The 26,645-nt window shown below is 59.8% G+C and carries 25 protein-coding genes; 12 read left to right on the top strand and 13 right to left on the bottom strand.

Annotation, left to right across the window (positions count from 1 at the left end):
• Positions 1-181 precede the first annotated feature (181 nt).
• On the top strand, positions 182-679 hold the full coding sequence (locus tag ACSQ20_RS25245; protein ID WP_436025314.1) for a glycoside hydrolase family 24 protein: 498 nt from the start codon (positions 182-184) through the stop codon (positions 677-679).
• Positions 680-713: 34 nt separating this feature from the next.
• Here the strand turns inward: ACSQ20_RS25245 and ACSQ20_RS25240 are convergent, their stop codons facing one another.
• Positions 714-1,910, bottom strand: coding sequence for a M20 aminoacylase family protein (locus ACSQ20_RS25240; protein WP_436025312.1), 1,197 nt, complete (start codon positions 1,908-1,910; stop codon positions 714-716).
• A 290-nt stretch (positions 1,911-2,200) separates the two neighbouring features.
• Here ACSQ20_RS25240 and ACSQ20_RS25235 point away from each other — a divergent pair, with 290 nt between their 5' ends.
• Positions 2,201-2,461 carry a hypothetical protein gene (locus ACSQ20_RS25235; protein WP_436025310.1) on the top strand — a complete coding sequence of 87 codons (261 nt, stop codon included), beginning with the start codon at positions 2,201-2,203 and terminating at the stop codon, positions 2,459-2,461.
• 40 nt (positions 2,462-2,501) lie between these two features.
• On the opposite strand, the gene ACSQ20_RS25230 is transcribed toward ACSQ20_RS25235, so the two are convergent.
• Positions 2,502-4,043: a methyl-accepting chemotaxis protein gene (locus ACSQ20_RS25230; protein WP_436025308.1), complete on the bottom strand. Its 1,542-nt coding sequence runs from the start codon at positions 4,041-4,043 to the stop codon at positions 2,502-2,504.
• A 594-nt stretch (positions 4,044-4,637) separates the two neighbouring features.
• Positions 4,638-4,844: a hypothetical protein gene (locus ACSQ20_RS25225; protein ID WP_436025306.1), complete on the bottom strand. Its 207-nt coding sequence runs from the start codon at positions 4,842-4,844 to the stop codon at positions 4,638-4,640.
• 60 nt (positions 4,845-4,904) lie between these two features.
• Here ACSQ20_RS25225 and ACSQ20_RS25220 point away from each other — a divergent pair, with 60 nt between their 5' ends.
• Positions 4,905-5,291 (top strand): hypothetical protein, encoded by a 387-nt coding sequence (locus ACSQ20_RS25220; RefSeq protein ID WP_436025304.1) that lies wholly within the window; start codon positions 4,905-4,907, stop codon positions 5,289-5,291.
• A gap of 133 nt (positions 5,292-5,424) precedes the next feature.
• Positions 5,425-5,601, top strand: coding sequence for a hypothetical protein (locus ACSQ20_RS25215; RefSeq protein ID WP_436025302.1), 177 nt, complete (start codon positions 5,425-5,427; stop codon positions 5,599-5,601).
• Positions 5,602-5,632: 31 nt separating this feature from the next.
• On the opposite strand, the gene ACSQ20_RS25210 is transcribed toward ACSQ20_RS25215, so the two are convergent.
• The gene (locus ACSQ20_RS25210; protein WP_436025300.1) at positions 5,633-7,564 is read right to left on the bottom strand and encodes an AAA family ATPase; all 1,932 of its coding nucleotides are present in this window, start codon (positions 7,562-7,564) and stop codon (positions 5,633-5,635) included.
• A 284-nt stretch (positions 7,565-7,848) separates the two neighbouring features.
• On the opposite strand from ACSQ20_RS25210, the gene ACSQ20_RS25205 reads away from it, so the two are divergent.
• From ACSQ20_RS25205 to ACSQ20_RS25185, 5 genes are all read left to right on the top strand, one after another.
• Positions 7,849-8,010: a DUF1328 family protein gene (locus ACSQ20_RS25205; protein ID WP_436025298.1), complete on the top strand. Its 162-nt coding sequence runs from the start codon at positions 7,849-7,851 to the stop codon at positions 8,008-8,010.
• A 145-nt stretch (positions 8,011-8,155) separates the two neighbouring features.
• Positions 8,156-8,812 (top strand): DUF3348 domain-containing protein, encoded by a 657-nt coding sequence (locus ACSQ20_RS25200; protein ID WP_436025296.1) that lies wholly within the window; start codon positions 8,156-8,158, stop codon positions 8,810-8,812.
• Between the two features lie 6 nt (positions 8,813-8,818).
• Positions 8,819-10,828: a DUF802 domain-containing protein gene (locus tag ACSQ20_RS25195; RefSeq protein ID WP_436025294.1), complete on the top strand. Its 2,010-nt coding sequence runs from the start codon at positions 8,819-8,821 to the stop codon at positions 10,826-10,828.
• Positions 10,825-11,484 (top strand): OmpA family protein, encoded by a 660-nt coding sequence (locus ACSQ20_RS25190; protein WP_436025292.1) that lies wholly within the window; start codon positions 10,825-10,827, stop codon positions 11,482-11,484. Before ACSQ20_RS25195 ends, ACSQ20_RS25190 begins: the two co-directional genes overlap by 4 nt.
• On the top strand, positions 11,474-12,103 hold the full coding sequence (locus tag ACSQ20_RS25185) for a DUF2894 domain-containing protein (RefSeq protein ID WP_436025290.1): 630 nt from the start codon (positions 11,474-11,476) through the stop codon (positions 12,101-12,103). The genes ACSQ20_RS25190 and ACSQ20_RS25185 overlap by 11 nt, the downstream gene beginning before the upstream one ends.
• A gap of 357 nt (positions 12,104-12,460) precedes the next feature.
• Here the strand turns inward: ACSQ20_RS25185 and ppk2 are convergent, their stop codons facing one another.
• The 5 genes from ppk2 to ACSQ20_RS25160 all read right to left on the bottom strand — a co-directional run bounded on the left by ppk2 (position 12,461) and on the right by ACSQ20_RS25160 (position 19,115).
• Positions 12,461-13,387, bottom strand: coding sequence for a polyphosphate kinase 2 (gene ppk2 / locus ACSQ20_RS25180; RefSeq protein ID WP_436025288.1), 927 nt, complete (start codon positions 13,385-13,387; stop codon positions 12,461-12,463).
• A 148-nt stretch (positions 13,388-13,535) separates the two neighbouring features.
• Positions 13,536-14,510, bottom strand: coding sequence for a LysR family transcriptional regulator (locus ACSQ20_RS25175; RefSeq protein ID WP_436025286.1), 975 nt, complete (start codon positions 14,508-14,510; stop codon positions 13,536-13,538).
• 63 nt (positions 14,511-14,573) lie between these two features.
• On the bottom strand, positions 14,574-14,948 hold the full coding sequence (locus tag ACSQ20_RS25170; protein ID WP_436025284.1) for a response regulator: 375 nt from the start codon (positions 14,946-14,948) through the stop codon (positions 14,574-14,576).
• A complete protein-coding gene (locus tag ACSQ20_RS25165) occupies positions 14,941-18,096 on the bottom strand; it encodes a CheR family methyltransferase (RefSeq protein WP_436025282.1) in 3,156 nt (1,051 codons plus the stop codon). Before ACSQ20_RS25165 ends, ACSQ20_RS25170 begins: the two co-directional genes overlap by 8 nt.
• Before the next feature lie 242 nt (positions 18,097-18,338).
• Positions 18,339-19,115: an NAD(P)H-dependent oxidoreductase gene (locus tag ACSQ20_RS25160; protein ID WP_436025280.1), complete on the bottom strand. Its 777-nt coding sequence runs from the start codon at positions 19,113-19,115 to the stop codon at positions 18,339-18,341.
• Positions 19,116-19,207: 92 nt separating this feature from the next.
• On the opposite strand from ACSQ20_RS25160, the gene ACSQ20_RS25155 reads away from it, so the two are divergent.
• Positions 19,208-20,101, top strand: a complete 894-nt coding sequence (locus ACSQ20_RS25155) for a LysR family transcriptional regulator (protein WP_436025278.1) — start codon at positions 19,208-19,210, stop codon at positions 20,099-20,101.
• A gap of 58 nt (positions 20,102-20,159) precedes the next feature.
• Here ACSQ20_RS25155 and ACSQ20_RS25150 read toward each other — a convergent pair whose 3' ends face one another.
• Complete coding sequence (locus tag ACSQ20_RS25150) at positions 20,160-21,149, bottom strand: zinc-dependent alcohol dehydrogenase family protein (protein WP_436025276.1); 990 nt, start codon at positions 21,147-21,149, stop codon at positions 20,160-20,162.
• 104 nt (positions 21,150-21,253) lie between these two features.
• Here ACSQ20_RS25150 and ACSQ20_RS25145 point away from each other — a divergent pair, with 104 nt between their 5' ends.
• A complete protein-coding gene (locus tag ACSQ20_RS25145; protein ID WP_436025274.1) occupies positions 21,254-22,141 on the top strand; it encodes a LysR family transcriptional regulator in 888 nt (295 codons plus the stop codon).
• A gap of 129 nt (positions 22,142-22,270) precedes the next feature.
• Here ACSQ20_RS25145 and ACSQ20_RS25140 read toward each other — a convergent pair whose 3' ends face one another.
• From ACSQ20_RS25140 to ACSQ20_RS25130, 3 genes are all read right to left on the bottom strand, one after another.
• Positions 22,271-23,263, bottom strand: a complete 993-nt coding sequence (locus ACSQ20_RS25140) for an IS5 family transposase (protein WP_436021280.1) — start codon at positions 23,261-23,263, stop codon at positions 22,271-22,273.
• Between the two features lie 221 nt (positions 23,264-23,484).
• Positions 23,485-24,477 (bottom strand): IS5 family transposase, encoded by a 993-nt coding sequence (locus tag ACSQ20_RS25135; protein ID WP_436021280.1) that lies wholly within the window; start codon positions 24,475-24,477, stop codon positions 23,485-23,487.
• Between the two features lie 99 nt (positions 24,478-24,576).
• Positions 24,577-25,272, bottom strand: a complete 696-nt coding sequence (locus ACSQ20_RS25130) for a phosphatase PAP2 family protein (RefSeq protein WP_436025272.1) — start codon at positions 25,270-25,272, stop codon at positions 24,577-24,579.
• 236 nt (positions 25,273-25,508) lie between these two features.
• Here ACSQ20_RS25130 and ACSQ20_RS25125 point away from each other — a divergent pair, with 236 nt between their 5' ends.
• Positions 25,509-26,627, top strand: a complete 1,119-nt coding sequence (locus ACSQ20_RS25125) for a 3-deoxy-7-phosphoheptulonate synthase (protein ID WP_436025270.1) — start codon at positions 25,509-25,511, stop codon at positions 26,625-26,627.
• Positions 26,628-26,645 lie beyond the last annotated feature (18 nt).

Here is a 26,645-nt window from a genome sequence, read left to right as displayed (position 1 = left end):
GAGGCGCAGTGCGAGCCTCGCGGCTACATTCGAGCCGTACGGGCCTGCGGAGCATTGCCAACCTGCCGCGGCACGTGACAACAGGCCTGCTGGCTTATGCAGGCGACCGCGCGTTGACGATGCATGCATGGGACCAGAGTAAGCGCTAAAGCGCTAACTCTGGTCGACAACGGAGAACGTAATGGCAAGAATTTCTATCGAAGAAGCCGGCGGCGCGAATTTCGTCGCGTTCCTGGATATGATCGCGAAATCGGAAGGCACCGCGACTGATCCGGTAACTCAGGATGATGGATACGATGTGCTCGTAACCGGCATTGACGGTGCGAAACGGTTCACAAGCTACGCCGATCATCCCGGCATTCTCGTTGACGTCAACAAGAACGGCTTGGAATCGACAGCTGCGGGCCGCTATCAGATCCTTCATCGATTCTGGGAGTCGTATAAGGCATCGTTGAAGTTGCCGGACTTTAGCCCCGTGTCGCAAGACAAAGTGGCGCTCCAGCAAATCAAAGAGCGCGGCGCGAACCCCGAAATCGAGAAAGGCAACTTTGCCGAGGCAGTTCGCCTATGCTCGAATATTTGGGCATCGCTGCCGGGTAACGATTATGGCCAGCATCAGAATGCGATCTCCGCGCTGCAACTCGCTTACGTGAACGCAGGCGGAACAGTCACAGCGTGAAACTGATCGCGCTCATCGATGGGCGCCTACGGTTTCATGGTCGTGTTCCTGCGGGCAAATAACGCTCGACCAGACGCGTCCAAAACGTGGCGCCTATCGCGAGATTCTCGTCGGCGAAGTCGTAATGCGCGTTATGCAGCATCGGCGCGTCGGCGCCATTGCCGATGCGCAGAAAGCAGCCAGGACGCTGCTGCAAAAAGTAGGCGAAGTCCTCGCTGCCCGCGATGGCCGAAAACGGCGCGACAACGTTGGCTTCGCCCACCAGTTCGACGGCGACTTGCCGCGCAAGCTCGGTTTCAGCCTCGCTATTGACGAGCACCGGATAACCGCGCACGACGTCGACCTCTGCACGGCCGCCGTAGGCGGCAACATGCCCTTCGGCGAGCGTGCGGATACGTGCCTCCAACGTGCGCCTCACGTCGTCATCGAAGGAGCGCACACTGAGCTCCAAAGTGGCACGATCCGGGATGACGTTCGCGACGTGCCCCGCATGCATCGAGCCAATCGTCACGACGGCGGTTTGAGTGGGATCGATATTGCGCGAGACAACGGTCTGCAACGCCATGACCAAGCTGCTCGCCATCACGATAGGGTCGGCGCTCAAATGCGGACGGGCCGCATGCCCGCTCTTGCCGATGACGGTGATCTTCACGGTGTCGCAGGCCGCCATGAATGGGCCCGGGCGAAAAAGGAACGCACCTGTGGGCGCGCCCGGATGATTGTGCAGCCCAAAAATGGCGTCGCACGGAAAGCGCTCGAAAAGCCCATCGGCAATCATCCGCTGCGCGCCGCTATCGGAACCCGCCTCTTCCGCAGGCTGAAAGACCAAATGCACGGTACCGTCGAACTGACGGGTCCGTGCGACCTGATACGCGGCGCCGAGCAGAACCGCGGTATGACCATCGTGGCCGCATGCGTGCATCTTGCCGTCGTGCACGCTGGCGTAGGCGAGCCCCGTCAACTCGCGGATCGGCAATGCGTCCATGTCTGCCCGGATACCGATCGAGCGCGTGCCCGTCCCTGCCTTCAACGTGCCGACCACGCCATGACCACCGACGCCACGCGTCACCTGATAACCCCACGCTTCGAGCCGCTCGGCCACCAGCGCTGCCGTATCGGCCTCCTCGTAGGAAAGTTCGGGATGGCGGTGGATGTGATGACGAATGCGCTGCAACGTCTCGCCGAAGTCGCCGAGGTCGGCCATGCTTGCCGGTTCGCTTCCAGGGATCATATGGGGAGTCCTTCTTGCAGGGATGTCTACGGATTTCACGCGAAAGTATTGCATCGCCAAATTCCCGCTGAAATGCACTGCGCCGTTTTCGGCAGGACCTTTGCGCGCAGTCGTGTCACGCGATTATCCGTTAGTACACCTAAGCATGAGCTGGAGTGCGAAGTAATCGCGCGGCTAGTTCGCGGCACGCCGCTTGCGGCGCCCGTCGCATACCCGAGCCATACTGGGCAAGGCGCACGGTGCTGCCGAGATATCGGACGCCGCACGCGATTACCGTTAGACTGTTCGTCATGGACAAGTGTCGTTACTGCGGAAAAATCCGGGACGAGTGGGATTGCCACGGAGAGGACTGCCGCAAAGCCATAGCCCGTGCACTGCGCCGCCTCCGCGCGGGCCGCCCGATGATTCCGAATGTGATCCGGAACGAAATTCCCGCTGGCGCCAGCACAGGGGAAGTCATCACCGTTCTCTCGCGCCAGCGCCGGCTCGCGCGCCGCGGCAACGAGGAACGGCGGGAGCGTAAAGCCGTCGAGGACGACGAGAGCGGTTGACCAGCGCAACTGCCGACGCCGACCGCCGTCGAACCCTTCGTTACACGTCGAGCTTGAACGCGGCGACCGCCTCCTTGAGACGCGCCGCCTGTACTTCAAGTGATTGCGCCGCCGCCGCAGCTTGCTCGACGAGGGCCGCGTTTTGTTGCGTTACCGTATCCATCTGCGTCACGGCGAGTGCGACTTGGTCGATCCCCGTGCGCTGCTCGGACGAGGCCGTTGCAATCCCCGCCATGATTTCGCTGACTTGCGAAACCGATCCAATGATTTCATGCATGGCGGTGCTCGCCTGATCGACGAAGGCGGAGCCCGCTTGCACGCGCGAAGCGGACGTATCGATCAACTGCTTGATCTCCTTCGCCGCGCTCGACGAACGTTGTGCCAGCGCCCGAACTTCGCCGGCGACGACGGCGAAGCCGCGCCCTTGCTCGCCCGCGCGCGCTGCCTCGACCGCTGCATTGAGCGCAAGGATATTAGTCTGGAACGCGATGCCTTCGATAATGCCGATGATATCGGCGATCTTCGACGAGCTGTCGCTGATCTCGCTCATCGTACCCACCACGCGGTTGACGACTTCGCTGCCGCGACTGGCGATGTTCGAGGCATCGCCCGCGACTTTGCTGCCGTGCCCTGCGTTGTCCGCGTTTTGCCGCACGGTGCCGGTGAGTTCCTCCATACCGGCAGCAGTTTGCTGCAGCGAAGCGGCTTGTTCTTCGGTGCGAGCGGAAAGATCGAGATTGCCGGCCGCAATCTCTCGTGTTGCCTGCGCGATGGCCTCGCTGCCATCAAGCACAGTGCGCACGGTCGCACGCAATGCGTCGCGCATCGTCGATAAGCCCGACAGGATTTCGCCCATCTCATCATTGCTGGTGATATGGACAGGCCGGCTCAAATCGCCCGCGGAAATTGCCCGGAAATGTTCGAGTGCATTATCGAGCGGTCGCGCAATCGCGCGGCGCAGCGTCACCCACGAGAGAACGGCGGCACTTGCCCCGAGCAGCATCATCGCGATCGCCGCGGCACGAAAGGTCACGTAAAGTTTGCGCGCCTTGTCGTAGCTAGCCTTCGCGGTGCGCGATTGGAAGTCCGTTAACGCATCGGTCGCCTCGCCCAATGCGACATACGGCGCCGTCAACGCGGAAGTCTTGGCGCGAATGTCGGCTGCGTCGCGGCTTTTGATCGCATCGATGACGCGATCGATCGCCTCGTACATATGCTGCCGCGCGGCGGTGACTTTCTTCGCGAGCTCGTTTTCGTCGCCATCGCGCGGCAGCGCCAAATAACGGTCCCACCACTGATTCGACGTGCCGCGATATTTGCGCGCGCGCTCGAGCGTGGCCCCCACATCGGGTGAATCGGGTTCGAGCGCCGCGCGATCGAGCACGACACGCTCGCGCAGCACGAACGCCGCTGCATTGCCCGTCGCAATGGCACCCGGCAAATTATTCGAGAAGACGTCGTAGGTGGCGTCGGTGGCGCTGCTCGTGCCAACCAGACCGAGCACGCTGACGGCAATCAATAACGCGCCCAACAACCCCATTGCAAACGCAATGCGACCTTTGATTGTCAGTCGGGATTTCATGTTTTCCTTTTTTGATCTGAGCTTTAGCCGGGCTTCGCCTCGCCGCATGAACGCATGAAAGGCACACCGCTGTTTCTTTATCGGCAGACTGATTTGTTTAGTTGAGTGAAATATTAAGGGACAGGTATCTTGATATTCGTCTGATTTAATGCGGCCGCTTAGCGCTGAGCCAGCGCGACCTGCACAGGCCGCATTTCGCACTCGACGCGGCGGCTTCGCGATTACGCGACGGAACCGAGAATTGTCAGCGTATCGTTTCCTGAACGAAAGAATGCCTTCCATCATGGTCAATGAAATCAATCGTTCCAATGGCTTCGCGTCCGCGTCCGGCCATGACAGCAGCCCCCCTTCCGAGCCGGTATCCAATGGACCCTCTCGTCAAGCTGTTTCGCCGCACCTTCGAGATTTGCCGGGATACCCCGCGCAAGGCGAACCGAGACGACGCCTGTCAGATGTACGCGCGACCGGCGGCACACCACGCCCGGGCGGCGTGCGGCTCGATCTCGATTTGCTCAAGCCCTGGACTCAGGAAGCAGCCCGTGGGGAGCCCAAGCCGCCGTTTCAACAAATTTTTTCGGCAGGCAATCAAACAATCTATTTCCACGCGTCAGCGCACGCGTTCGGCGAAAACTCGGTGACAGTGGCTTCGCCGAACAGCAGGGAGGGCGGATCGTCCAGATGCCGGACGTAGTACGAAATAATTGGTGGCTCCCGATACTCCGAAAAACCTTCTGTTTCGAATTTCGCGTCGAGATGGGCGACCCCTTGCGAGGGCTCGCTTGCCTCGATGACATCGTGCATCGGCGCAGGCACTTCCCGAAGGAGCCGCGCGAGGCTGGAAGGCAACGCATCGACAATTATGTGCAGACTGCGCGCGATTTGTTCAACGGCATTATCCCGAGGCATCGGCAACTCACCAGCACAACCGCGTTTCTCGCGTGGTATGACGCCCATGAATTGAACAGCACGGAACCGCCGGTGACATGGTGGGATCGCACGGTTCCGCCCGAGCCGACCGATACGCCGGGTGCGAGCTACATCCAGCGATACAAGGCGATTTCATCGGCCTTTCGCGACCAGAATCTGGCAACCAAAATCCAGCAGGCGCTGGATGCGTACGGCGACGTGATGGTTGTCTACGGCGCAGGTCATTTGCCAGTATTTCGTCCGCTGTTCGAAAAGAACATGGTCTGCACCGACGTGGCTAATTATCACGAGGAATTCGAGGCCGAGCGGAAGAGGGGATGAGTGCAGCCGCGACGGCTGCGGCTAACGAACACTAAAGGACACAACCCGTAACATCTGTAAGCGCGCACGAAACCCAATATGCAAGCACGCGCCTTAGACTCACGCCACATTCAGACTCCGCTGGAGCCACACCATGTCGAGACTTTTCGCCCTTTTCGTTTTGATGAGCGGCGTATGCGGCTTGAGCGGCTGCATTGTCGCGCAACCGTATGGGTATGCACCCGCGCCTGCCTACTACGGCTATGCGCCGGCTTATTACGCGGCGCCGCCGGTCAGCATCGGCATTGGCGGCGTTTTCCACGTGCGTTGATAAGCGGCAACATTAGTTGCGCGCGCAACCATTATGCCGCCTCCGGCTCCTGCGCGAGCCGCGCGGCACTCGCGCTTGCCGCTGCCGCGTGCTCCTTGATCAGACGGTAGACCGTCTGACCCGGTACGGTTTCCGATTCGAGCAGCTGATCCGCTATTGCGCGCAGCACGGGCCGGTTCGCACGGAGCAACGCATAGCACGCGTCATTCAGGTCCTTCAGCAACACATTCGCGTGCTCGATGGCTCCTTTTAGTTGCAAGCCGGCATACTGCTGCGGGAGTGCCGCAAGGCTGAACAAATCGCCGTCGGCGTTAAAGCCATACTTCGACACCATATCGAGACTGATGCGCGACGCCTCCTGCAAGTCCTGCGCGGCACCGCTCGATGCTTCATTGAAAATCAGCAATTCTGCGTTACGCCCACCGAGTAATACCTGGATTTCGTTGCGGATTTCCGTCTCGCGATAGAGGTGCTTGTCCTGCATCTTGGTGATCAACGCGACCCCCAATGCGCCGCCTCTGGGCAGTATCGTGACCTCTTCGAGCACACCCGTGCCAAGCAATGCGGCAACCAAGCCGTGTCCCGCTTCGTGAACGGCAATGCGCGTCAACTCCTCTTCCGAAAGCGCGCGTTCAGCACCGTTCACATCGCCGATTCGCGCGATCTTGATCGCCTCGATGAAGTGCTCCCCACTCACTACCTTGTCACCGGCCTTGCGCGTCACGAGCCCTGCTTGATTGACGATCATCGAAAGCGTGGCAGGTGAGAGGCCCGTCGTGAGGCGGGCCAACTGATTAAAGTCTATGTCGTTGGATTTCGCCGTCAGTTTGGCCGCGTAAAAGCGCAGGATGCTCGCCCGGTCGTCTAGATCAGGCAGGCGCACCTGAACCGTGCGATCGAAGCGCCCCGGGCGGCGCAATGCATCGTCGATATTTTCCGGGTGATTTGTCGCGGCGACGACAATCACGCCTTCATTCGACTCGAACCCATCCATTTCCGCAAGCAACTGGTTGACGATGCGATTGCTCTCCGCCTCGGCTGGCCCGCCACCGGTATCGGTGCGCTTGCCAAGGCCGTCTGCTTCATCGATGAAGATAACCGTCGGCGCATTGCGGCGCGCCAGTTCGAACAGATGCTTGACCTTCTGAATACCGACGCCGTAATACTTTGCACTGAAATAACTGCCCGTAATCGATATGAAGCTGGCACCGCATTCGCCCGCGAGCGCCTGCGCAAGACGCGTTTTGCCGACGCCTGGCCCGCCCGTCATCAGCACCCCGCACGGCGCACGCACGCCCATCTCGACGAATTGAGCCGGTTCGCTGAGGTAAGCCTTGACGTCGGCTAACGCGGCCTTCGCCTCGCCAGCGCCTATGACATCGACGAACCCCAACGCCGGAGATTTTTCGAGCAAAGTGGCCCCGCCGCGCATTTCCCGGCGCATGAACCACAGAAGCCCGCCAATCATCAGCAGTGGCAACAACAGGCTCAGCGTGTCGCGCGTTTTGTCGAATACATCGGCCCAGCGAGCCATGCCTATATGGACCGCAGCGTCCGGCAGCCATACGATCTGATACGACGAATTGCCATCGGCTTTTATTTCGCCGAGCAGCAGCGCATTCGAAAACGCCGCGTCGCGGTCCGCCACGTAATATTTCTCGCCTGCTTGCGTCGATACGAGAATGGCGTTTCTGCTGAGGCCCAGTGCCGCAATGTTGCGTTCGTGAATATCGCGCAATATTTCGGATGCATCCTTTTCGCGATGGGTCCACGAAGAGGCATCAGTACGCATTTGACTCGCCACGCCGGTCAGGGCCGGTTCGGCTGCGGTTTGTGCTGCACGTTGCCCGTGCCGCCAATGCAGCAAAGCCACCGTTGCGGCGAGCACCGCGACGATTAAACCGAATATTACGTAGCGGCCAATTCGTGAGCGCGAGCGCGGCGAATTCCTTGGCGGTTTCATCAAAACAATTCTCAAAATGGGGCCGCATAAAAGGCGGCGATGCGAGTGCAAATTTAAATCGAGGAGCAGCGCGAATGCGCCCTCTTTACCCACGCTGTGTAGTCGACATTATGCCGCGCTTCACCTTATTCCTAAAACCGCGGAAAGTCGCGTCTTTTGCCGTCATTCCTCTGATTAGAAATTACTTAGGTCAACGAACGATCAGGTAGAGGAACACGGCTTGCTGTGCTTGGGTAGGGTCCGTCCATTTCGCGCACGGACTGCAACCGTAAGGAGGTCACACCATGCTGCAATATGCTTTGGTCTTCTTCATCATTGCGATCATTGCCGCCGCTTTCGGCTTCGGTGGAATTGCGGCCGGCGCGGCTAGCATTGCGAAGATCCTGTTCTTTATCTTCCTCATCGTCTTCCTCGTCATGCTCGTCATGGGATTGATCCGACGTTGACGTTGACGCTGAAAATTGGCGTTGGCCTCGGCCTGCGAGAAGCATCGTGCCTTCTCGCAGGCCATTCGTTTAGCTTCGCCTTCACTCCCACTTCGTTTCGGCGCGCGCGGCGTGTAAACTGACGGGCTTTTCGACCCTCGGTGACATGGTGCAAGTTCCGCAGCGCACAGCTTTAAGCGGCCCGGCGCTCATTCGCCTAATGAGCCGCCTGACGAATATCGACGTTCCCGAACCGCGGCAATCGCTTTCGGAACAACTGAGCCAGTGGCTTGGCTGGACCGATGCCATTACGCTTTCGTCTGCTCTAAACGGCAGTCAAACCGCACGGCCAGCCGCGCGAGACGCGAGCGTCGCGCATGAAAACGCGTGCATCCAATTGCGTAGCGCATTGACGAAGGCAATTATCAGCCAGACCACAACGGCCGAAACCACCACCGATTACGCGTTTTTCCGCCATCGCTACCTAGCAATACAGCAAACGATGGAGACCGAGATCGGCGACCTGCGCCGCCGCTTGCGAAGCAAGCTTGCTACAGCGGCGCCTGCCACCGGCATGAGTCGGCTCGCGGCCGTGGATGCCGTGATGGAGCAGACACTGAGCGCGCGCGAGCGAACGTTGCTCGCAACGCTGCCCGAGTTGCTCGCCCGCCGCTTCGAACGCATGCAACAGTCCGATCTGCCCGACTCGGCAAACTGGCTCGATGTGTTTCGCTTGGAAATGCAAAGCGTGCTGCTCGCCGAATTGGATATCCGTTTTCAACCGGTTGAGGGGCTGCTTGCGGCCCTTCGCACTCCTAACTAGGACGCTATGTCCAGAACGCCACTCAATCTTCTTGTTTTCTTTTCAGGCGTCGCGGCGCTGTGCTGGATCGGCATCGGCTACGTTGGGTCGAACGCGCTCGCGCTCGCCGTTACGTTACTGATTGGCGTGTGCTACTTGACCGGCGCGCTGGAGTTGAAGCGCTATCAAGAGGCAACGGCGAGCCTGAAGCGGGCTGCGGCCACGCTGTCCGAGCCGCCCCCCGCGCTTGGCATATGGCTTGAGCAGATCCATCCGAGCCTTCGCAATGCAGTGCGTCAACGCGTAGAGAGCGAGCGCGCCGCGTTGCCAGGGCCCGTGCTCACGTCCTATCTCGTCGGCCTGCTCGTTTTACTCGGCATGCTGGGCACACTTTTGGGCATGGTGCTCACACTGCGAGGCACCGGCGCGGCCCTGGAAAACGCCACCGACTTGCAGGCCATCCGCGCTTCGCTCGCGGCGCCGGTCAAGGGGCTCGGGTTTGCGTTCGGCACCTCGATTGCAGGTGTCGCGACATCAGCGATGCTGGGGCTGCTTTCAGCGTTGTGCCGACGCGAACGCGTCGAAGCGGTGCACTTGCTCGATGCGAAAATCGCTACCTCGTTGCGCATCCATTCGCAGGTGCATCAGCGCGAAACATCGTTGGCGCTGCTGCAACATCAGGCGGCAACGATGCCGGCCCTCGTCGATCGATTGCAGATGTTAATGGCGACGATCGAGCGGCAACATCTTGCGTTGAACGAACAGCAACTTGCCAACCAAGATGCGTTCCATGGCAAGACGGCGGCAGCGTATACCGACCTGGCCGCATCGGTCGCCCAATCATTGAAAGAGAGCGTGAGCGAGAATGCGCGCGCGCTCGGCTCGGCGTTGCAGCCGGTCGTGCATGCGACGATGGCGGGTCTCGCACGCGAGACGGCTACGTTGCACGACACGCTCACGCAATCCGCACAGCGGCAGTTCGATGCGATGTCCTCCAATTTCAATGCATCGACCGCTACGGTGACGCATACCTGGACCGAGGCGTTGGCCGAACACCGTCGCACGAGCGAAGCACTCACCGGGCAACTGAGCGCCTCGCTCGATCAATTCGTCAGTGTCTTCGCACAGCGCGCGACGAGCCTGATCGACGAGGTGGCAAAGCGTAACGAGCAGGCACGCGTTGCGGCTACGCAGACCTTCGAACAGCTTGCATCATCATTGGTCCGCACACTCGATCAGGCGCACGCCCAACGACAGGCCGATGCCGCCGTGCAAGACGACGAGCGGCTGGCGGCATGGACAAACGCGCTCGACGCAATGGCAGCCTCGTTGACCGAAGCGTGGGCAACGGCGGGCGAGCACACGGCCAGCCGGCAACAAGACATCTGCGACAAGCTCGCGCAAACGTCGCACGATATCTCGGCTCAGACGCAAGCGCATGCACGCGAGACAATCGCTGAAATCGCCACGCTCGTGCAAGCCGCATCCGAAGCACCCAAAGCGGCTGCCGAAGTCATCGCCGAGTTGCGCCAAAAGCTCTCTGACAGTATGGCGCGCGACACCGCCCTGTTGAACGAGCGCAACCGCCTACTCGAAACACTGGAGACGCTGCTCAATGCCGTGAACCACGCGTCTACCGAGCAGCGCTCGGCGATCAGCGCACTCGTTTCCACGTCCGCGGAGTTACTCGATCGCGTCGGTAGACAGTTCTCCGATAAGGTTGAGCTCGAAACGGAACGGCTCGGCGCGGCTACGGCCCAACTCACCGCAAGCACGGTGGAAGTGTCGAGCGTAGGTGATGCGTTCGGGCTGGCCGTGCAGTTGTTCGGCGAGTCGAACGACAAGCTTATGGCTCACTTGCAACGCATCGAGGCCGCGCTGGACAAATCTCTTGCACGCAGTGACGAGCAGCTGGCCTACTACGTTGCGCAAGCAAGAGAAGCGATCGACTTGAGCATAAGGTCGCAAAAGCAGATCGTCGAAGACCTGCAACAGTTGGCCGGCCAGCGCGAATCCGCGGGAGCGAACGCGGCATGAGCAATGAGATCGACGGAGGAATGGAGCCGACAGCGCCGATATGGCCCGTCTTCGGCGACTTGATGTCGGTGCTGCTCGGCGTTTTCGTGCTGATTCTGGTGGGCGTCATCAGCGTGCAGTTGGAGCTCTCGACGAAGCTCGAACAGGAAGTCAAGGCGCGGCAACTCGAAGCGCAGCGACGCCGTGCGCTTGAAGCCGCGCTGGCAGGGCCGCTCGCAACGGGCCGCGTGACGCTCGTCAATGGGCATATCGGCATCAGCGGCAGTCTCTTGTTTGCGCTCAACTCCGATCAATTGCAGCCGCAAGGCAAAGCGCTGCTGAAAAGCTTGATCAAGCCGTTGTCCGTGTATTTGCAAGCACACGACGAAATATTGATGGTGAGCGGGTTTACCGATGACCGGCTCGTGCGCGGCGGCAGCCGTCAATTTACCGACAACTGGGAGTTGTCGGCTCAGCGCGCACTCACGGTGACGCGCGCATTGATCGATGAAGGTATGCCGGCTTCGTCGGTCTTCGCAGCGGCATTCGGCGCGCAACAGCCTGTCGATTCGAATGCGAATGATCAGGGGCGCGCGAAAAACCGCCGAGTCGAGATCGCGCCGGTTCCGAGACCTTCAGAGCCCTCGCCCGCTACAGTGACGCCCGATGAGCACTGACGCAGCCACCGCGCGCGCAGTGCTCGACGCCTGGCGCGAGCGCGGCGCTGATCGCTTTGACCGGGTTCGCTTTTGTTTTATCGAAGCGTTGGCACGGCGAGCGGCAGCTGTGCAAGAAGGCGCCGCGAGAACGCTGCTGGACAGCAAGGTATCCAAGCTGCTCGCCGCCTATGCCGACGATCTCGATCGCGCTGGCACTCACACGACAATCACGGTCACGGTCGCTGATGCCTTCACCGCATCAGCGCGATGCGAGCCCGCAGCGAGTGCACTCGCGCAATTGCTCGATTACGTCGCTAGCCGCACGACGTCCACCTATCCCACCCTCGATGCGCTCGAATACTTCCGAACGCTCTGGTCCGAACTGAGTGCCGGAACGCAGTTGCGGTGGTCGCTCGAGCAGGTGCCGGACAATGCCGGTCCACTTCATTCGAGCAGCCTCGTGCATCGATCGCTCGCATTGATGCACGAACTGTCGCCGCGTTATTTGCAATGTTTTTTGTCGTACGTCGATGCGCTTTCGTGGATGGACGAGATGAGCGGCGCGATGGGCACACCGAGCAAGGATACCCCCCGCACCGGCGGCGCCAGAAAGCAGACACGGTCGAAAACGCGGTAGGTTCTTTGCGCACGTTGTCGCCCGCATGCTGTCCGGTCGCGAATTGCTGTTCGCCGGTTCGCCGATACACGCATCCTGCTACTCGCCACGATCCCATTTCGAGAAATCGAATTCGCGGCTTTTCGCAGCTGAACTGGCGGGTATGCCGAGATCCTCGAACTCCCTCCCGGTCGTGCGAATCACGCGCTGCGTGATTCCTAGCTGCCGCAGCCTGAACGATGCATTAATGCCTGAAAGCACCATGCGCCGCATATCCGCTGGGCTTGCATTCGCCATATTGACTTCATCTTTTCGAACTCACTGAGCGCTACCGAGCGGAATACGAGCTTCGCTAGCCGCGCCGCGGCTCGATACGCCTCAATACACTTCGGGCACGATCATATCGGCCGGCACAGGCTGACGGATGTAGTCTTCGCCGTGCACGCGCTGGGGGAGACTGATTGTCGGATGCGTGACCTCGTGATACGGCACTTGGCTCAATAGATGATCGATGCAATTCAGGCGCGCCCGCTTTTTATCGACGGCCTGAACCACCCACCAGCGCGCTTCGGGAATATGCGAGCGCTGCAGCATGACCTCTTTCGCTTGCGTATAGGCTTCCCAGCGGCGCCTGCTTTCAAGATCCATCGGACTCAGCTTCCATTGCTTGAGCGGGTCATGAATGCGCGCCTGAAAGCGAATTTCCTGCTCTTCGTCGGTAATCGAAAACCAATACTTGAGAATCTGAATGCCACTTCTCACCAGCATTTTTTCGAACTCGGGCACCGAGCGATAAAATTCTTCGCACTCTTCATCAGTACAAAAACCCATCACGCGCTCGACGCCGGCGCGGTTATACCAACTTCGATCGAACAGCACCATTTCCCCGCCGGCGGGAAGGTGCGCCGCGTAACGTTGGAAATACCATTGCGTGCGTTCGCGATCACTCGGCGCAGGCAGTGCCGCGACGCGGCAAACACGCGGGTTGAGCCGTTGCGTAATGCGTTTGATCACTCCGCCTTTGCCGGCAGCATCGCGGCCTTCGAAGATCACGACGAGCCGATGACCTGTTTGGACGATCCAATCCTGCAGCTTCACGAGCTCGCCTTGCAAACGGAACAGTTCGCGAAAATAATGTTTGCGCGCCTCGCGTGCTTCCGGGCTCAGCACGTCGTCACCGTCGAGCATGCGGTCATCCACCTCCATTTCGAGTTCTTCGTCGTAGGCATCGACGAGATCTTCCTCGAAACGGCGCTGCCGATCGGCCAGCAACTGCGCGTCTGGTCGCGGGTCCTCTTCCTTCATCGCGGTTCTCCCTCGTGGAAATCTGCGGCCCGTTGCGCGCGGAGCCGAAGGCACCGATTATCACCGCGCTCGGTGTCAGCCGCGTTACGAACACACGGGCGCATTCGACGGAGTCGATCGATATTTCGTAGAACTAACTATTCCTGTATCAAGCCACCAACTGCCCTCGAGTTGGGCGCGCCTGTCGGCGCAATACATCGTCGCGCCAGGGTTCACCGCCTTCCAGCGCGGGCGTCGATTCAAACAGCTCGGCGATCCATTCCGCGAAAACGCGCACCTTGGCGGACAAATGCCGGTTATGAGGATAGACGATCGAAATGGGCTTGGGCTTCGGGTTCGAATCGGTCAGCACTTCCTTGAGCGAGCCGTCGAGAAGGTGCGGCAGCACCATGAAAAGCGTTGGCTGAATCAGGCCAAACCCTTCCACACCGCAGGTGACGTAAGCATCCGAATCATTGACGGTGACCACGCCGTTCATCCTGACTTCGACTGGCTTGCCGTCGACGAGGAACACCCAGGGAATGGCGCGGCCATCGTGCGTTGCGCGATAGTTCACGGCCTGATGTGCCGCCAGTGCCGCGATATCGGTGGGTTCGCCGTAACGCTCGAGATAGCTGGGCGCCGCGCAGGTGACGCGCCTTAACATCCCGATCCGGCGCGCGACCATCGACGAATCTTCGAGCGGACCGATTCGGACCATGCAATCAACACCTTCCTCGACCGGGTCTACGGCGCGATCGGACAGCCCGAGATCGAGCGTGATGTCGGGATAGCGTTGATGAAACAGCGACAGTGCGGGAATGACGAGCCGGCGCCCGAGCGAGCCCGGCATATGCACCCGCAGCGTGCCGCTCGGTTTGCGGTTGCCGACCTGGAAGCTCGCATCAGTTTCCGCTATCTCGGCCAAAATTTTGATGCAATGCTCATAATAGGCAGCGCCGTCCGACGTCAACGAAAGCCTGCGCGTCGTCCGATGCATCAAACGCACGCCGAGCAACGCCTCGAGATTTTGAATAACGGTGGTAACGGTTGCGCGCGGTATGCCGAGTGTCTCGGCGGCCCGCGTAAAGCTGTTCGCATCGACTACGCGCGTGAAAACTTCCATTGCTTGGAGTCGGTCCATCCAATATTCCCCTTCCAATGACACGTGAATCGGAGCAACGGCCGGCCGCGTAATGCGTGCCCGTTACTCCAGCGCCGACAGCGCTTTTAGCAGCATGCGCGAATCGAATGGCTTTTGGCAGCGCGGATGGTCGCGATAGCGACGATCGACCGCATCGGCGCCATAGCCGGTCGTAAAGATGAAGCCGATGTGCCGCAAGGCTAGCGCATCGGCGATCGCATAGGACCGCTCGCCATGCAGATCGACGTCGAGGATCGCGGCGTCGACGCGCTGCTCGCCTTGCTCGACCAGCGAGAGCGCTTCCTGTGCCCAGCCAATCGGGCCGACGACGCTGGCACCTACTTCTTCGAGCAGACTCGATAATGCAAGGGCTTCAAGATAATCGTCTTCGACGACGAGAATCTTGCGGCCCTCAAGCGACGTGCGTGGCTCAACCATGTTTCGACTCCTGGCCAACGGCGACTTGCGCGTGCTTCGGTGGCAACGGAATTTCGATGTGACATGAAATGCCGTCCTTTCCGAAGGCCAACATAGTTTGAGCCCGCATCGTGAATCGCAACGCTTTTTCAATCAGCTCCCGACCAAAGCCGTATCTCGAAGAATCGGGTACCGTCGTCAATCCGCTTTCTTTCCAATCGATGATGAGCGAGACGGCATCGCGTTCATCGGTGGCGATGTGCCAACTGACGTCGAGCCGCGCCCCGTCCTGCTTGAGCGCACCGTGTTTCACCGCGTTCGTCACGAGTTCGTGTAACACCAGTGCAATGGTTTGCACGTTGTGAAAAATAAGGGGCGCGAGCGGGCCACTGACGGTGATCCTGTCGCTTTCGCCCACCCCGCGCGCGTCGAGTTCGAGCCGCACCAGATCTTTGAGGTCGATCAGGTCGCCATTTGCTTCGCCGATGAGGCCCTGTAAACGTCCAAGCGCGGCGAGGCGGTTCGCGAACGTTTCCAACGCCGGCCCGTGTGTCATCGTATGCTGAGCAATCGATTGAATCACCGACAGCAAATTGCGTGTTCGATGTTGCAACTCCGCAATCAGCACGTCCTGACGCTTTTCCGCACGCACGAGCCCGGTAATGTCGACAAATGCAATTACCACGCCGTCGGTCTTGCCCTCGCTGTTACGATACGGCGCGATCCTTACCAGGTAGTGCGTCTCGCCATCGAGGCTCTTCACTTGCCGTTCGCGCGATTGCCACGTGCTGAATACGGCTGCGATGTCCTCTTCGAAGCCAGGTAGCGCGAAGCGGCTGGCAAGCTCCGTAATCGGTCTGCCGCAATCGCTCGAACGAATATGGAAGATGCCGGCCATCGCCGGCGTAAACGAGCGAATGACCAAGTCGCGGTCGAGGAACACCGTAGCCACCGTGGTGTTCTCGAACAGATTCTTGAGATCGTTGTTCGAACGATCGAGCGCTTCGATTTTGCCGTTCAACTCAAGGTTGACCGTATGCAGTTCTTCGTTTAGCGAAACAAGCTCCTCCTTCGAAGCCTGGAGCTCTTCGTTCGACGACTGCAGTTCCTCATTGACGGAGACGAGCTCTTCGTTCGAAAACTTCAACTCTTCCAGCGTGGTTTCGTACTCTTCCACTAGCGACTGCAAACGCTCGCGCGCATCGCGTAACTCGCTTTCGGCGCGCGTGGTGGAGTCGCCCTCAATCGCCCGCGGCCGCGTAAATGCTTCTTCGCGCGAGAGGACTGGGCCCTGGTCGGCAAAGACAACCACGTAAAGGCCATCTCCGCCGCTACGGTCGGCCAGTGGTTCGACGGTAAGTGTCACCATCTGCACGCGGCCGTCTTCGCTTTCCATCGCGACGCCTTCGCGCGTAGCCCGGCGCCCCGATTCGACCGATTCGCGAAACACGGCCCTCAAATCGAGCCCCAAACCCTTGCGTGCCATGGCCACAAGCTGACGCGTAGGCGCCCCGGGCGCAGCCTCGAGATATTTGCCGGTGCGGCTCGAGTAATAGACCACGTCGCCGTAACGCGTCGCAAGAACGTGCGGCGGCGTGAAGTGTTCGAGCATATAGCCGCCGACCCTATGCCGTAGCGCCGTCCCACTGGCCGGAGGACGGATTTGCGAGAGCGTCGGCGTTTGCCCGACTCGCAACGAGGAAACGACCACTGGCAGACGCATGCGCGATGGCACTTCCGGGCGGCAACGGAAAATCCGGTGTTTTTTGTCGACGGGCGCAAACAATTCGTCGAACTGGCCGATGTTCTCAGAGGTTCCCAGCAGCAAATAGCCGTCCGGACGGAGTGCGTAATGAAACGTTGGAATAACGGCGCTCTGCACCTCGGGGCCAAAATAAATTAGCAAATTCCGACACGAAATGAGGTCGATTCGTGAAAAAGGTGGATCGCGAATGACACTGTGCGGTGAAAAAATGCATAAGTCGCGCACTTCTTTCGCGATGACATAGGTGCCGCCCTCCTCCACGAAAAAGCGCGCACGGCGCGCTTCGGATACCCCCTCGAGCAACGAGGCGGGATACCGCCCGGATCGTGCCACCGACAAGGCCCGATCGTCGATATCGGTAGCAAACACCTGCACCCGCGGTGCGGTGTCGAGCTTGTCCAGCTGCTCGCACAGCAGCATCGCAATCGAATAAACTTCCTCCCCGGTCGCACACCCCGGCACCCATACGCGTACCGTATCCTCCAATGACCGGTTATCAAATAGCTTCGGCAGCACGATATCCGCGAGGCTTTCGAATGCTGCCGCATCGCGAAAGAAGCTCGTAACGTTGATCAACAGATCGCGAAAAAGCGCGCTGACCTCGGCGGGGTCCGATGCAAGCCGCGCCACATACGCCTCGATCGTTTGAATCTGCAGCACCTGCATATGCCTGCGCACCCGTCGCATGAACGTCTTGGCTTTATACCCGCTGAAATCGTGCCCGATCTGGTTGCGCAGGATCGTATAGATGGCTTCGCGCGCTTCATCTAGCGATACCGTCTCGCCGCTATGCTCGCCGCCTTCGGCGAAAGCGTTTATCGAAAACGCCTCGTGCGCAAACTGCGCAAGTTTCGCGCCCATTTCCTCGGCCGGCACCGCAAAATCGATGAGCCCCGTGGAGATGGCGCTTTCCGGCATATCGGGATGAAGCGGACCATAACTATCCGCGGCCTGTGCCATCGTCAGCCCGCCGTTTGCCTTGATGACCTTGATTCCGAGCGTGCCGTCGGAATCTCCGCCCGAAAGCACCACGCCCGCCGCGAGTTCGCCGACGTCCTCAGCCAAGGCGCTAAAAAAGACGTCGATTGGCTTGCGCTCGCGCCGCTGCGGATCTTGTGACCGAACATGCAGCGTGCGCTTGTCGATGCCGAGCACGGCGTCCGTCGGGAGCAAATAGACGCTATCGACTTCAATTGGGGTTCCGTCGGCGATCGTATGTACGGCCATCGTCGTGTAACGCGCGACGATCTCCGGCAGCATGCTTTGACGATCGGGGCTCAAGTGCGTAACGATCACGCACGCGAGGCCCGGTTTGTTCGGCATGCCGCGAAAAAAACCCTCGAGTGCCTCGACGGCGCCAGCGGAAGCCCCTACGCCTACGATTGGGAAATCGGTGGATGGCATCACGGCGTCCAATTCTAGATTGAGTAACCGGGAGCCAATTCGGTCAGCGGCGTACTGACCTCGAAATTATTCGACATATGGATGGTCTGTGGCTGCGCAGGCAATACATCATCTTACCCGCAAAGCCGCGCGATTTCGCGCATGCAGACCATTCGCACTCTTATTGCCATTGCCGATAGGGATCGGCGCACCCCGCATTTGTTAGAAGCACCGATAATCTTCAGGGCCAAGGCGGATATCGGCTATTCGATGTGCGCAGCAAAGCCCGTCTTCTCCGGCGCAACGTCGGCACGCAATGTGCAGGCAGGGATATCGTATGCGCCCGCATTTTGCGGACGATAGGCGATCGGCGCCGTAGTCCACAGGTCATCCAGGCGCCGCCCGAACGCCTCGCGAACGTCCGGAAACGTCGCTTCGTCGATGCGGCCCGTCCGATAGACAGCGAACGGCGGCAGCACATCGAACCCCGGGTAATACAAAATGCCGTGGTTGATCGGAAACAGCAGGTCGTCAATCGGGCCGTTGATGCCACGCGCGCTATAGTGCGGCTCCCACCCGCCTGTGGTCACAACGAGCATGGCCCGCTTGCCGCTGAACGTGCCTTCGCCGTAGCGGTCTCCCCAGTGTGTATCGGAGTGCTCTCCGACCCCGTACGCAAATCCGTACGCATAGACTCGTTCCACCCATCCTTTCAAGATCGCCGGCATCGAGAACCACCAGAGCGGAAATTGCAGGATGAGCGCATCGGCCCATCGCAGCTTTTCCTGCTCGTACGCAATATCGGCACGCTGGGTGCCGTTTTCGAACGCATGCTTGGACGCTAGCGACGGGTTGAAATGCGCGCCCGGCTGGTGCCCGGTGTCATCCTCGGCATCGAGTGCGGCTTTCCAATTCATCGCGTAGAGATCCGATACCTGGACCGCATGGCCGGCCTGTTGCAGCCGCTGCACCGCGAAATCCTTCAATGCCCCGTTGAGCGAACGCGGCTCCGGGTGCGCATAGACAATCAGGACATTCATATCTGACATCGCTCCAAAATTGACCAAGTGACGACAGAATAGAATGCACGTTGGTATAGTAGAAATGAATTACCTACATTCCAGGTATTAACGTGAATAATCTACAGCGGCTCGATCTCAATCTCCTTGTTACGCTGGACGTCCTGTTATCGGAACACAACGTGACGCGCGCCGCAGGGCGCCTCAATCTTTCTCAACCTTCCGTGAGCGTACATCTCGCGAAGCTGAGGGAGACATTCGGCGACCCGCTGCTGCTGCCCGGGCCACGCGGCATGCAGCCCACCGCACGCGCCGAAGCGCTGCGCGAGCCGTTGCGGCAGGCGCTCGATGCGCTCGCGTCCGCTGTCTCGCCGGCCGGGCCGTTCGATCCCGGCGAGTCGAGCCATACGTGGCGCATTGCTGCGTTCGACTATGGCGAACTGACCATTGTGCTGCCCGTATTGAACGGCTTGCGATCAGTGGCGCCCGGCATGCGGCTTGCGATACTCGAGACGGCACCGTCGCGCATCGCCAAGGCCTTCGAACAAGGCGAGATCGATCTGGCGTTCCATACGAGCGACGACGCACCGCCCGGCTTGCGTCGACGCACGCTGTTCACCGAGCGTTATGTGCTTGTCGGGCGCGCGGGCCATCCCCGTTTGAAACGACGGCCGAGCCTGGCGCAATTCTGTCAGCTCGATCATGTGATCGTGTCGCCCGACGGCGGGGGGTTTCGCGGCGCCACGGACGACGCACTCGCGCAGCGAGGCCTCTCGCGTCGCGTCGTGCTGTCGGTGCCGCATTTCATGTTCGTGATGTCGGTGCTCGCGAGCACCGACATGGTCGCGATGCTGCCGGCTCGCCTCGTTCGTGATTCCAGCGTCTTGCGGGTGGTGGAGCCGCCGATCGAGGTAGCCGCATACGACATGGCGATGCTCTGGCACGAGCGCTCGCATCGCGACCCCGCACATCGATGGCTGCGCGAGCACTTCGTCCGTTCAGTGTGAAAGGCGTGAGCGCTCGTTCGTCATTCGTTTCACGTCCGTATTCGTGTTCGTATTCTCGTCAGACTGTGACGACGATTTTGCCGAATTGCTGGTTCGACTCGAGATGGCGGTGCGCGGCAACGATATCGTCGAACGAGAACGTCTTGTCGATGATCGGCTTGAGCTTGCCCGATGCGAGCCCATCGAGAATGAACCGCTTGGCATGCGCGAAGCGCTCGGCGTCGAGCACGACGCGCTTGTAGATATAGCCATAGATCGTGAGACGCTTCGACAACGCCGCGAACAACGGCAACGGCGTCGGGTCCGGGCTCAAGGCCCCGTACTCGATCAATATGCCGTCGTATGACAATGCTTGCGCCAATTGCAGCAGCATGGGCCCGGCGATCGGATCGAAGGCGACGCGCGCGCCACGTCCATCGGTGATCTCGCTCACACGTGAAGGCAGGTCTTCCTCCTGCGTGGCGATGACAACATCGGCGCCACAACGCAGCAACGCGTCGCGTTTTGCGTGCGTGCGTGTGGTCGCAATGACGGTCGCGCCCAGCATCTTCGCGATCTGAATGGCCGCGAGGCCCACGCTGCTCGAAGCTGCCGTGATGATGACGCTATCTGCCGCTCCAAGCTTCGCATAATCGGCGAGCGCGCCCCACGCGGTCACGTACTGCATCCATGTCGCCGCCGCTTCTATCCAGCTCAGCGACGCCGGGTGCTTCACCGCGAAATCAGCCGGCACGTTGACGACCTCGCCATAGGTACCCCACCGCGTAATGGACGATGGCGGCACCACGCTGACCTCATCTCCCACCGCAAAACCCGTTACCCCCGTGCCCAAAGCACTGACGACGCCGGCGGCCTCATAGCCCAGACGTGCCGGAAATACAGGGTCCTCGAGATATTGGCCGGTACGGAACATCGATTCGGCCCGGTTCAGACCAATGGCCTTCACTCGCAGCGTGAGCTCGCCCGCGCCAGGAGCGGGTACATCGATGTCATCGATCCGCAAGACTTCGGGACCACCGGTCTCGTAAAACTGCACGACGCGCGACATGTTCAGTCCTCAAGTACAAAGTTAGGAGACCTCAATATAATTTGTCGTCGAACGCGCATAAATGTGCGATTTATCCCTTCTATTGAAACAGGTGGTTTCGAATCATGGATCGGCTTACGAGCATGGCCGTCTTCGTCAAAGCAGCGGAAACAGGTTCCTTTGCATCGGCCGGAGCCGTGCTGGGCCTGTCGTCCCAAATGGTCGGCAAGCATGTGCGCCTGCTCGAAGAACGATACGGCATGAAACTCATCAGTCGAACGACGCGGCGTCAGAGTCTTACCGAAGCGGGTAGCGCGTTCTACGAGCGCTGTAAATCGGTGCTTGCCGAGGCCGAGGCCATGGAGGCGCTCGCTGCCAACCTGCAGGCGTCACCGCGCGGCAAGCTGCGCGTGAACGCGCCGGTCAGCTTCGGTGCGTATTGCCTCGTGCCAATGCTGACGCGGTATTTACAAGATTATCCCGGCGTCGAAGTCGAGTTGACGTTGAGCGACCGAATCGTCGATCTGATCGATGAAGGCTACGACGCAGTGATTCGCATTGCTCCGCTGCCTGATTCCCGGCTGATTGCGCGGCCGCTCACGCCCTATCGGCTCATCGCATGCGCGTCGCCTGGCTATCTCGCGGCGCACGGCATTCCCGAGCGACCAGAAGATCTGGCCGAACATGCGTGTCTCGGTTTCGCCTATTGGGGCCGGCCCGCGGCGGCCGCGTGGGAATTTGTCGGCCCGAGCGGACGACATAGCGTTAGAGTCACAAGCCGGCTGTCGATCAACAATGGGCAGGCGCTGCGCATCGCAGCGCTCGAAGGGTTCGGCATTATCGTGCAGCCCTGCGAGCTGCTGCGTGACGATCTGGCCGCAGGGCGCCTCGTGCGCGTACTAAGCGAATATGAAACGCCCTCGCTGCCCGTGCATATCCTCTTTTCACCCGACCGAAGATTGACGCCTAAGCTGCGCACCTTTATCGACTATGTTGCCGCGGCGTTCGGCTAGGGAAACACTGATCAATGTGTTCGCCGCGAGCGCTTGCGACAAATCAGTTTGCAAGCGTCAGAACGGCGAACGAATTTTGTTGTGATCGGGGTGAGTTTTGCTCGAATACAGGCCAACTGCTCGCGTTTTTCATGCACATGACGGACTTTCCCCATGTATCGAGCGCAGCCGGTTCTTCGCGATCACCAAGTTGGCCAAGGCGAAGAGACTAAGCAGTTGCGCCGTGTTCTTGGCTAGACCTCTGTAGCGGACCTTGCGATGGCGGAACAGATTTTTGACGATATGAAACGGATGCTCGACCCGTGCGCGAATCTGCGCCTTGGTACGCTCGACCTGGATCAGCAGGTCCTTGAGCGCACCGTCTCGCATTGCCTTGATCTTCCCACGCTTGATAGCCACGCGCCATTGCACCGGGTTGGCGTGCATCTCGTCGCGTTTTTCAACGCCGGTGTAGCCGGCATCGCCGAACGCCTCCTGTTCGTGCCCGTGCAACAAAGCATGGGCTTGCGATACGTCCGATACGTTGGCCGATGTACCCACCAGGCTATGCACCAGGCCCGAGTCGGCATCAACGCCGATGTGCGCCTTCATGCCGAAGTGCCATTCGTTGCCCTTCTTCGTTTGATGCATCTCGGGATCGCGGCTGTTCTCGGCGTTCTTGGTCGACGGTGGTGCTTCGATAATCCTCGCATCGACCAAGGTGCCTTCCTTCATCAGCAACCCGCGTTCGCACAGCGAAATGCCGATCTCGTCGAACAGTTTGCGAGTCAAATTGTGTTCGACCAGCAGGCGGCGGAACTTCAACAAGGTGGTTGCATCCGGCACGTCCTCGACCGCCAGATCGATGCCGGCAAACGCACGCATTGCGATGCTGTCGTACAGCGCGTCTTCCAACCCTTCGTCCGACAGCCCGTACCACTGTTGCAGGAAGTAGATCCGCAGCATACGTTCCAAGCCAATCGGCGGTCGGCCTCGCTTGCCCTTCGGATAGTACGGCTCGATGGCCGACAGCAAACGTGGCCACGGAACAAGCTTCTCCATCTCCGCCAGAAAGCGTTGCCGCTTGGTTATGCGCTTCGCGCCTTTGCTTTCCGCTTCTGCAAAACCGATCTGCCGCTTCATCGTCCTGGGATCCCTTCCGTGAGCCTCTTTCTACAACGTCCTCGGCTACCTTTGCGATGACCGCCGAGCCTCATAAATCAGTGTTTCCCTAGGGAAACACTGATCAATGTGTTCGCCGCGAGCGCTTGCGACGAATCAGTTTGCAAGCGTCAGAACGGCGAACGAATTTTGTTGTGATCGGGGTGAGTTTTGCTCGAATACAGGCCAACTGCTCGCGTTTTTCATGCACATGACGGACTTTCCCCATGTATCGAGCGCAGCCGGTTCTTCGCGATCACCAAGTTGGCCAAGGCGAAGAGACTAAGCAGTTGCGCCGTGTTCTTGGCTAGACCTCTGTAGCGGACCTTGCGATGGCGGAACAGATTTTTGACGATATGAAACGGATGCTCGACCCGTGCGCGAATCTGCGCCTTGGTACGCTCGACCTGGATCAGCAGGTCCTTGAGCGCACCGTCTCGCATTGCCTTGATCTTCCCACGCTTGATAGCCACGCGCCATTGCACCGGGTTGGCGTGCATCTCGTCGCGTTTTTCAACGCCGGTGTAGCCGGCATCGCCGAACGCCTCCTGTTCGTGCCCGTGCAACAAAGCATGGGCTTGCGATACGTCCGATACGTTGGCCGATGTACCCACCAGGCTATGCACCAGGCCCGAGTCGGCATCAACGCCGATGTGCGCCTTCATGCCGAAGTGCCATTCGTTGCCCTTCTTCGTTTGATGCATCTCGGGATCGCGGCTGTTCTCGGCGTTCTTGGTCGACGGTGGTGCTTCGATAATCCTCGCATCGACCAAGGTGCCTTCCTTCATCAGCAACCCGCGTTCGCACAGCGAAATGCCGATCTCGTCGAACAGTTTGCGAGTCAAATTGTGTTCGACCAGCAGGCGGCGGAACTTCAACAAGGTGGTTGCATCCGGCACGTCCTCGACCGCCAGATCGATGCCGGCAAACGCACGCATTGCGATGCTGTCGTACAGCGCGTCTTCCAACCCTTCGTCCGACAGCCCGTACCACTGTTGCAGGAAGTAGATCCGCAGCATACGTTCCAAGCCAATCGGCGGTCGGCCTCGCTTGCCCTTCGGATAGTACGGCTCGATGGCCGACAGCAAACGTGGCCACGGAACAAGCTTCTCCATCTCCGCCAGAAAGCGTTGCCGCTTGGTTATGCGCTTCGCGCCTTTGCTTTCCGCTTCTGCAAAACCGATCTGCCGCTTCATCGTCCTGGGATCCCTTCCGTGAGCCTCTTTCTACAACGTCCTCGGCTACCTTTGCGATGACCGCCGAGCCTCATAAATCAGTGTTTCCCTAGCGCGGGATCATATCGCCTTGGAAATCGACTGAACCAACATCAGCAGTTCGTCGAATTGCGTGATCAATTCGAAAGATAAAAGAAATGCCGCCGTATAGCTGAGTGCCGGGAAGCGCTCCATACAGCGTAATGCCGGTGCCGCGAAGCGCACCCTGAGCGCATCGCGCGTCATCAAGTAAGTGATGGCGACGCCAAGCGCGGCGCCCGCGAGAATATCGGTTGGGTAATGCAGCCCGAGATAAACGCGCGGCGCGCAGATGAAGATGGCCGCATAGAGCAACGCGAATATGCCGACGCGACGCCACGTCATAAAGATGCCCGCGGCAATCGATACCCACAACATCGCATGGTCGCTCGGGAACGAGCCCCACGTTCGGAACGCGGGTTCGCGCAAGCCAGCAGGAGGAAAGTGCAGATGCAGATCAGGGTTGTGGACCGGACGCACGCGGTACGGCAAATAATGCGCAAGCATCCGGCCTATCGCGAGCGCGAGCAAGCCGCTCACGATCGTTGCGATAACCATTTCCCGCTTCCATTCGCTACGGTCACTCGGTTTAAACCAGATCCACCATAGAATCGGTATCAGTACTAAGCCTTTAAACGTGTACAAGCCGGCAATCACGCGCACGGCATGATTGAGCAACTCGGAGTGGAAGGCGTGTTCCGTCAAGAACGTCTGAATAATCGTATCGAAATCGGTCATTCCGATATCTCCTCCCGCTTTTATCTATACGAATTGAATTGCGCTGCGTGCCACCGCCCCGGCAATAAAAGAGAAACCATAGCACGCCAAAACCGCCACGAAAAATGCAAGAAACGTAGGTCGACGTCGGCTTTTTCTCACTTCATCAGTTGATTGCATTTGTACCTGAGGACATGGGCGCGGCCGGGAATGCCATAATCTCGCCTGCCATGCAATCGAAGACAGGAAAACCCACTATGCGAACCATCGACAATCCGCTGCACGACCAGGAGGCGGGCGTAGCGGACGTGACGCAAGACACCACACGCATCGACGACGTCCGCATCGGCGCGGTGCGCCCGCTGATTTCCCCGGCGCTGCTGCAAGACGAATTGCCGGTGCCGCCTGCGGTGCAAGCGCTCGTCGAGCAAAGCCGCGCCGCCATCAGCGATATCCTGCACGGACGCGACGACCGTCTGGTCGTCGTCGTCGGACCTTGCTCGATCCACGATCACGGCCAGGCGCTCGCCTACGCGCGCCAACTCAAAGCCGCGGCCGATGCATTGCAGGAAGACTTATCCATCGTCATGCGCGTGTACTTCGAGAAGCCGAGGACGACCGTTGGCTGGAAAGGCTACATCAACGATCCGCGTCTCGACGGCAGCTTTCGTATCAATGAAGGGTTGCGCGCCGCGCGGCAGTTGCTGCTCGAAATCAATGGCCTGGGCTTGCCCGCGGCTACCGAGTTCCTCGATTTGCTCAGCCCCCAGTACATTGCCGATCTGATTGCGTGGGGTGCCATCGGCGCGCGAACCACTGAAAGTCAAAGCCATCGGCAGCTTGCATCGGGCCTGAGCTGCCCGATCGGCTTCAAGAACGGCACGGACGGCGGCGTACAGGTTGCGGCCGATGCGATCGTCGCGGCACGGGCGAGTCATGCGTTCATGGGCATGACCAAGATGGGCATGGCTGCGATTTTCGAAACGCGTGGCAACGACGACGCCCACATCATCTTGCGCGGCGGCAAGAAAGGGCCCAATTTCGACAGCGCCTCCATCGAAGCGTGCTGCGGCGTACTCGGAGCGGCGGATCTGCGCGAGCAAGTCATGGTCGATTGCTCTCACGCGAACTCGAACAAATCGCATTTGCGCCAGCTCGACGTAGCTCAGGACCTGGCTCGCCAGGTGTCGGCAGGCGAGCGCCGCATCGTCGGCGTGATGATCGAGAGCAACCTCGAGGAAGGTCGCCAGGATCTGTTGCCCGGTGTGCCGCTGCGCCCGGGCGTGTCCATTACCGATGCGTGTTTGAGCTGGGCGCAAACCGAACCGGCGCTTGTCGCGCTCGCCAAAGCCGTGAGGCAACGGCGAGCGGCCTGAGGCTGAAGACCGAACGCG

The organism is Trinickia sp. LjRoot230 (assembly GCF_964253315.1).
GTDB lineage: Bacteria > Pseudomonadota > Gammaproteobacteria > Burkholderiales > Burkholderiaceae > Trinickia.
Note: the sequence above shows the minus strand (reverse complement) of the source record. Positions and strands in the feature narration are given on the sequence as shown.

Excerpts from the sequence above, each read along its gene's own strand:
- ACSQ20_RS25195 (WP_436025294.1), top strand. The coding sequence starts at position 8,819 with ATGTCCAGAACGCCACTCAATCTTCTTGTTTTCTTTTCAGGCGTCGCG.
- ACSQ20_RS25175 (WP_436025286.1), bottom strand. The coding sequence starts at position 14,510 with ATGGACCGACTCCAAGCAATGGAAGTTTTCACGCGCGTAGTCGATGCG.
- ACSQ20_RS25150 (WP_436025276.1), bottom strand. The coding sequence starts at position 21,149 with ATGTCGCGCGTCGTGCAGTTTTACGAGACCGGTGGTCCCGAAGTCTTG.
- ACSQ20_RS25230 (WP_436025308.1), bottom strand. The coding sequence starts at position 4,043 with ATGAAATCCCGACTGACAATCAAAGGTCGCATTGCGTTTGCAATGGGG.
- ACSQ20_RS25125 (WP_436025270.1), top strand. The coding sequence starts at position 25,509 with ATGCGAACCATCGACAATCCGCTGCACGACCAGGAGGCGGGCGTAGCG.
- ACSQ20_RS25185 (WP_436025290.1), top strand. The coding sequence starts at position 11,474 with ATGAGCACTGACGCAGCCACCGCGCGCGCAGTGCTCGACGCCTGGCGC.
- ACSQ20_RS25225 (WP_436025306.1), bottom strand. The coding sequence starts at position 4,844 with ATGCACGATGTCATCGAGGCAAGCGAGCCCTCGCAAGGGGTCGCCCAT.
- ACSQ20_RS25205 (WP_436025298.1), top strand. The coding sequence starts at position 7,849 with ATGCTGCAATATGCTTTGGTCTTCTTCATCATTGCGATCATTGCCGCC.
- ACSQ20_RS25235 (WP_436025310.1), top strand. The coding sequence starts at position 2,201 with ATGGACAAGTGTCGTTACTGCGGAAAAATCCGGGACGAGTGGGATTGC.
- ACSQ20_RS25130 (WP_436025272.1), bottom strand. The coding sequence starts at position 25,272 with ATGACCGATTTCGATACGATTATTCAGACGTTCTTGACGGAACACGCC.
- ACSQ20_RS25145 (WP_436025274.1), top strand. The coding sequence starts at position 21,254 with ATGGATCGGCTTACGAGCATGGCCGTCTTCGTCAAAGCAGCGGAAACA.
- ACSQ20_RS25140 (WP_436021280.1), bottom strand. The coding sequence starts at position 23,263 with ATGAAGCGGCAGATCGGTTTTGCAGAAGCGGAAAGCAAAGGCGCGAAG.
- ppk2 (WP_436025288.1), bottom strand. The coding sequence starts at position 13,387 with ATGAAGGAAGAGGACCCGCGACCAGACGCGCAGTTGCTGGCCGATCGG.
- ACSQ20_RS25210 (WP_436025300.1), bottom strand. The coding sequence starts at position 7,564 with ATGAAACCGCCAAGGAATTCGCCGCGCTCGCGCTCACGAATTGGCCGC.
- ACSQ20_RS25240 (WP_436025312.1), bottom strand. The coding sequence starts at position 1,910 with ATGATCCCTGGAAGCGAACCGGCAAGCATGGCCGACCTCGGCGACTTC.
- ACSQ20_RS25160 (WP_436025280.1), bottom strand. The coding sequence starts at position 19,115 with ATGAATGTCCTGATTGTCTATGCGCACCCGGAGCCGCGTTCGCTCAAC.
- ACSQ20_RS25170 (WP_436025284.1), bottom strand. The coding sequence starts at position 14,948 with ATGGTTGAGCCACGCACGTCGCTTGAGGGCCGCAAGATTCTCGTCGTC.
- ACSQ20_RS25165 (WP_436025282.1), bottom strand. The coding sequence starts at position 18,096 with ATGCCATCCACCGATTTCCCAATCGTAGGCGTAGGGGCTTCCGCTGGC.
- ACSQ20_RS25215 (WP_436025302.1), top strand. The coding sequence starts at position 5,425 with ATGTCGAGACTTTTCGCCCTTTTCGTTTTGATGAGCGGCGTATGCGGC.
- ACSQ20_RS25245 (WP_436025314.1), top strand. The coding sequence starts at position 182 with ATGGCAAGAATTTCTATCGAAGAAGCCGGCGGCGCGAATTTCGTCGCG.
- ACSQ20_RS25135 (WP_436021280.1), bottom strand. The coding sequence starts at position 24,477 with ATGAAGCGGCAGATCGGTTTTGCAGAAGCGGAAAGCAAAGGCGCGAAG.
- ACSQ20_RS25200 (WP_436025296.1), top strand. The coding sequence starts at position 8,156 with ATGGTGCAAGTTCCGCAGCGCACAGCTTTAAGCGGCCCGGCGCTCATT.
- ACSQ20_RS25190 (WP_436025292.1), top strand. The coding sequence starts at position 10,825 with ATGAGCAATGAGATCGACGGAGGAATGGAGCCGACAGCGCCGATATGG.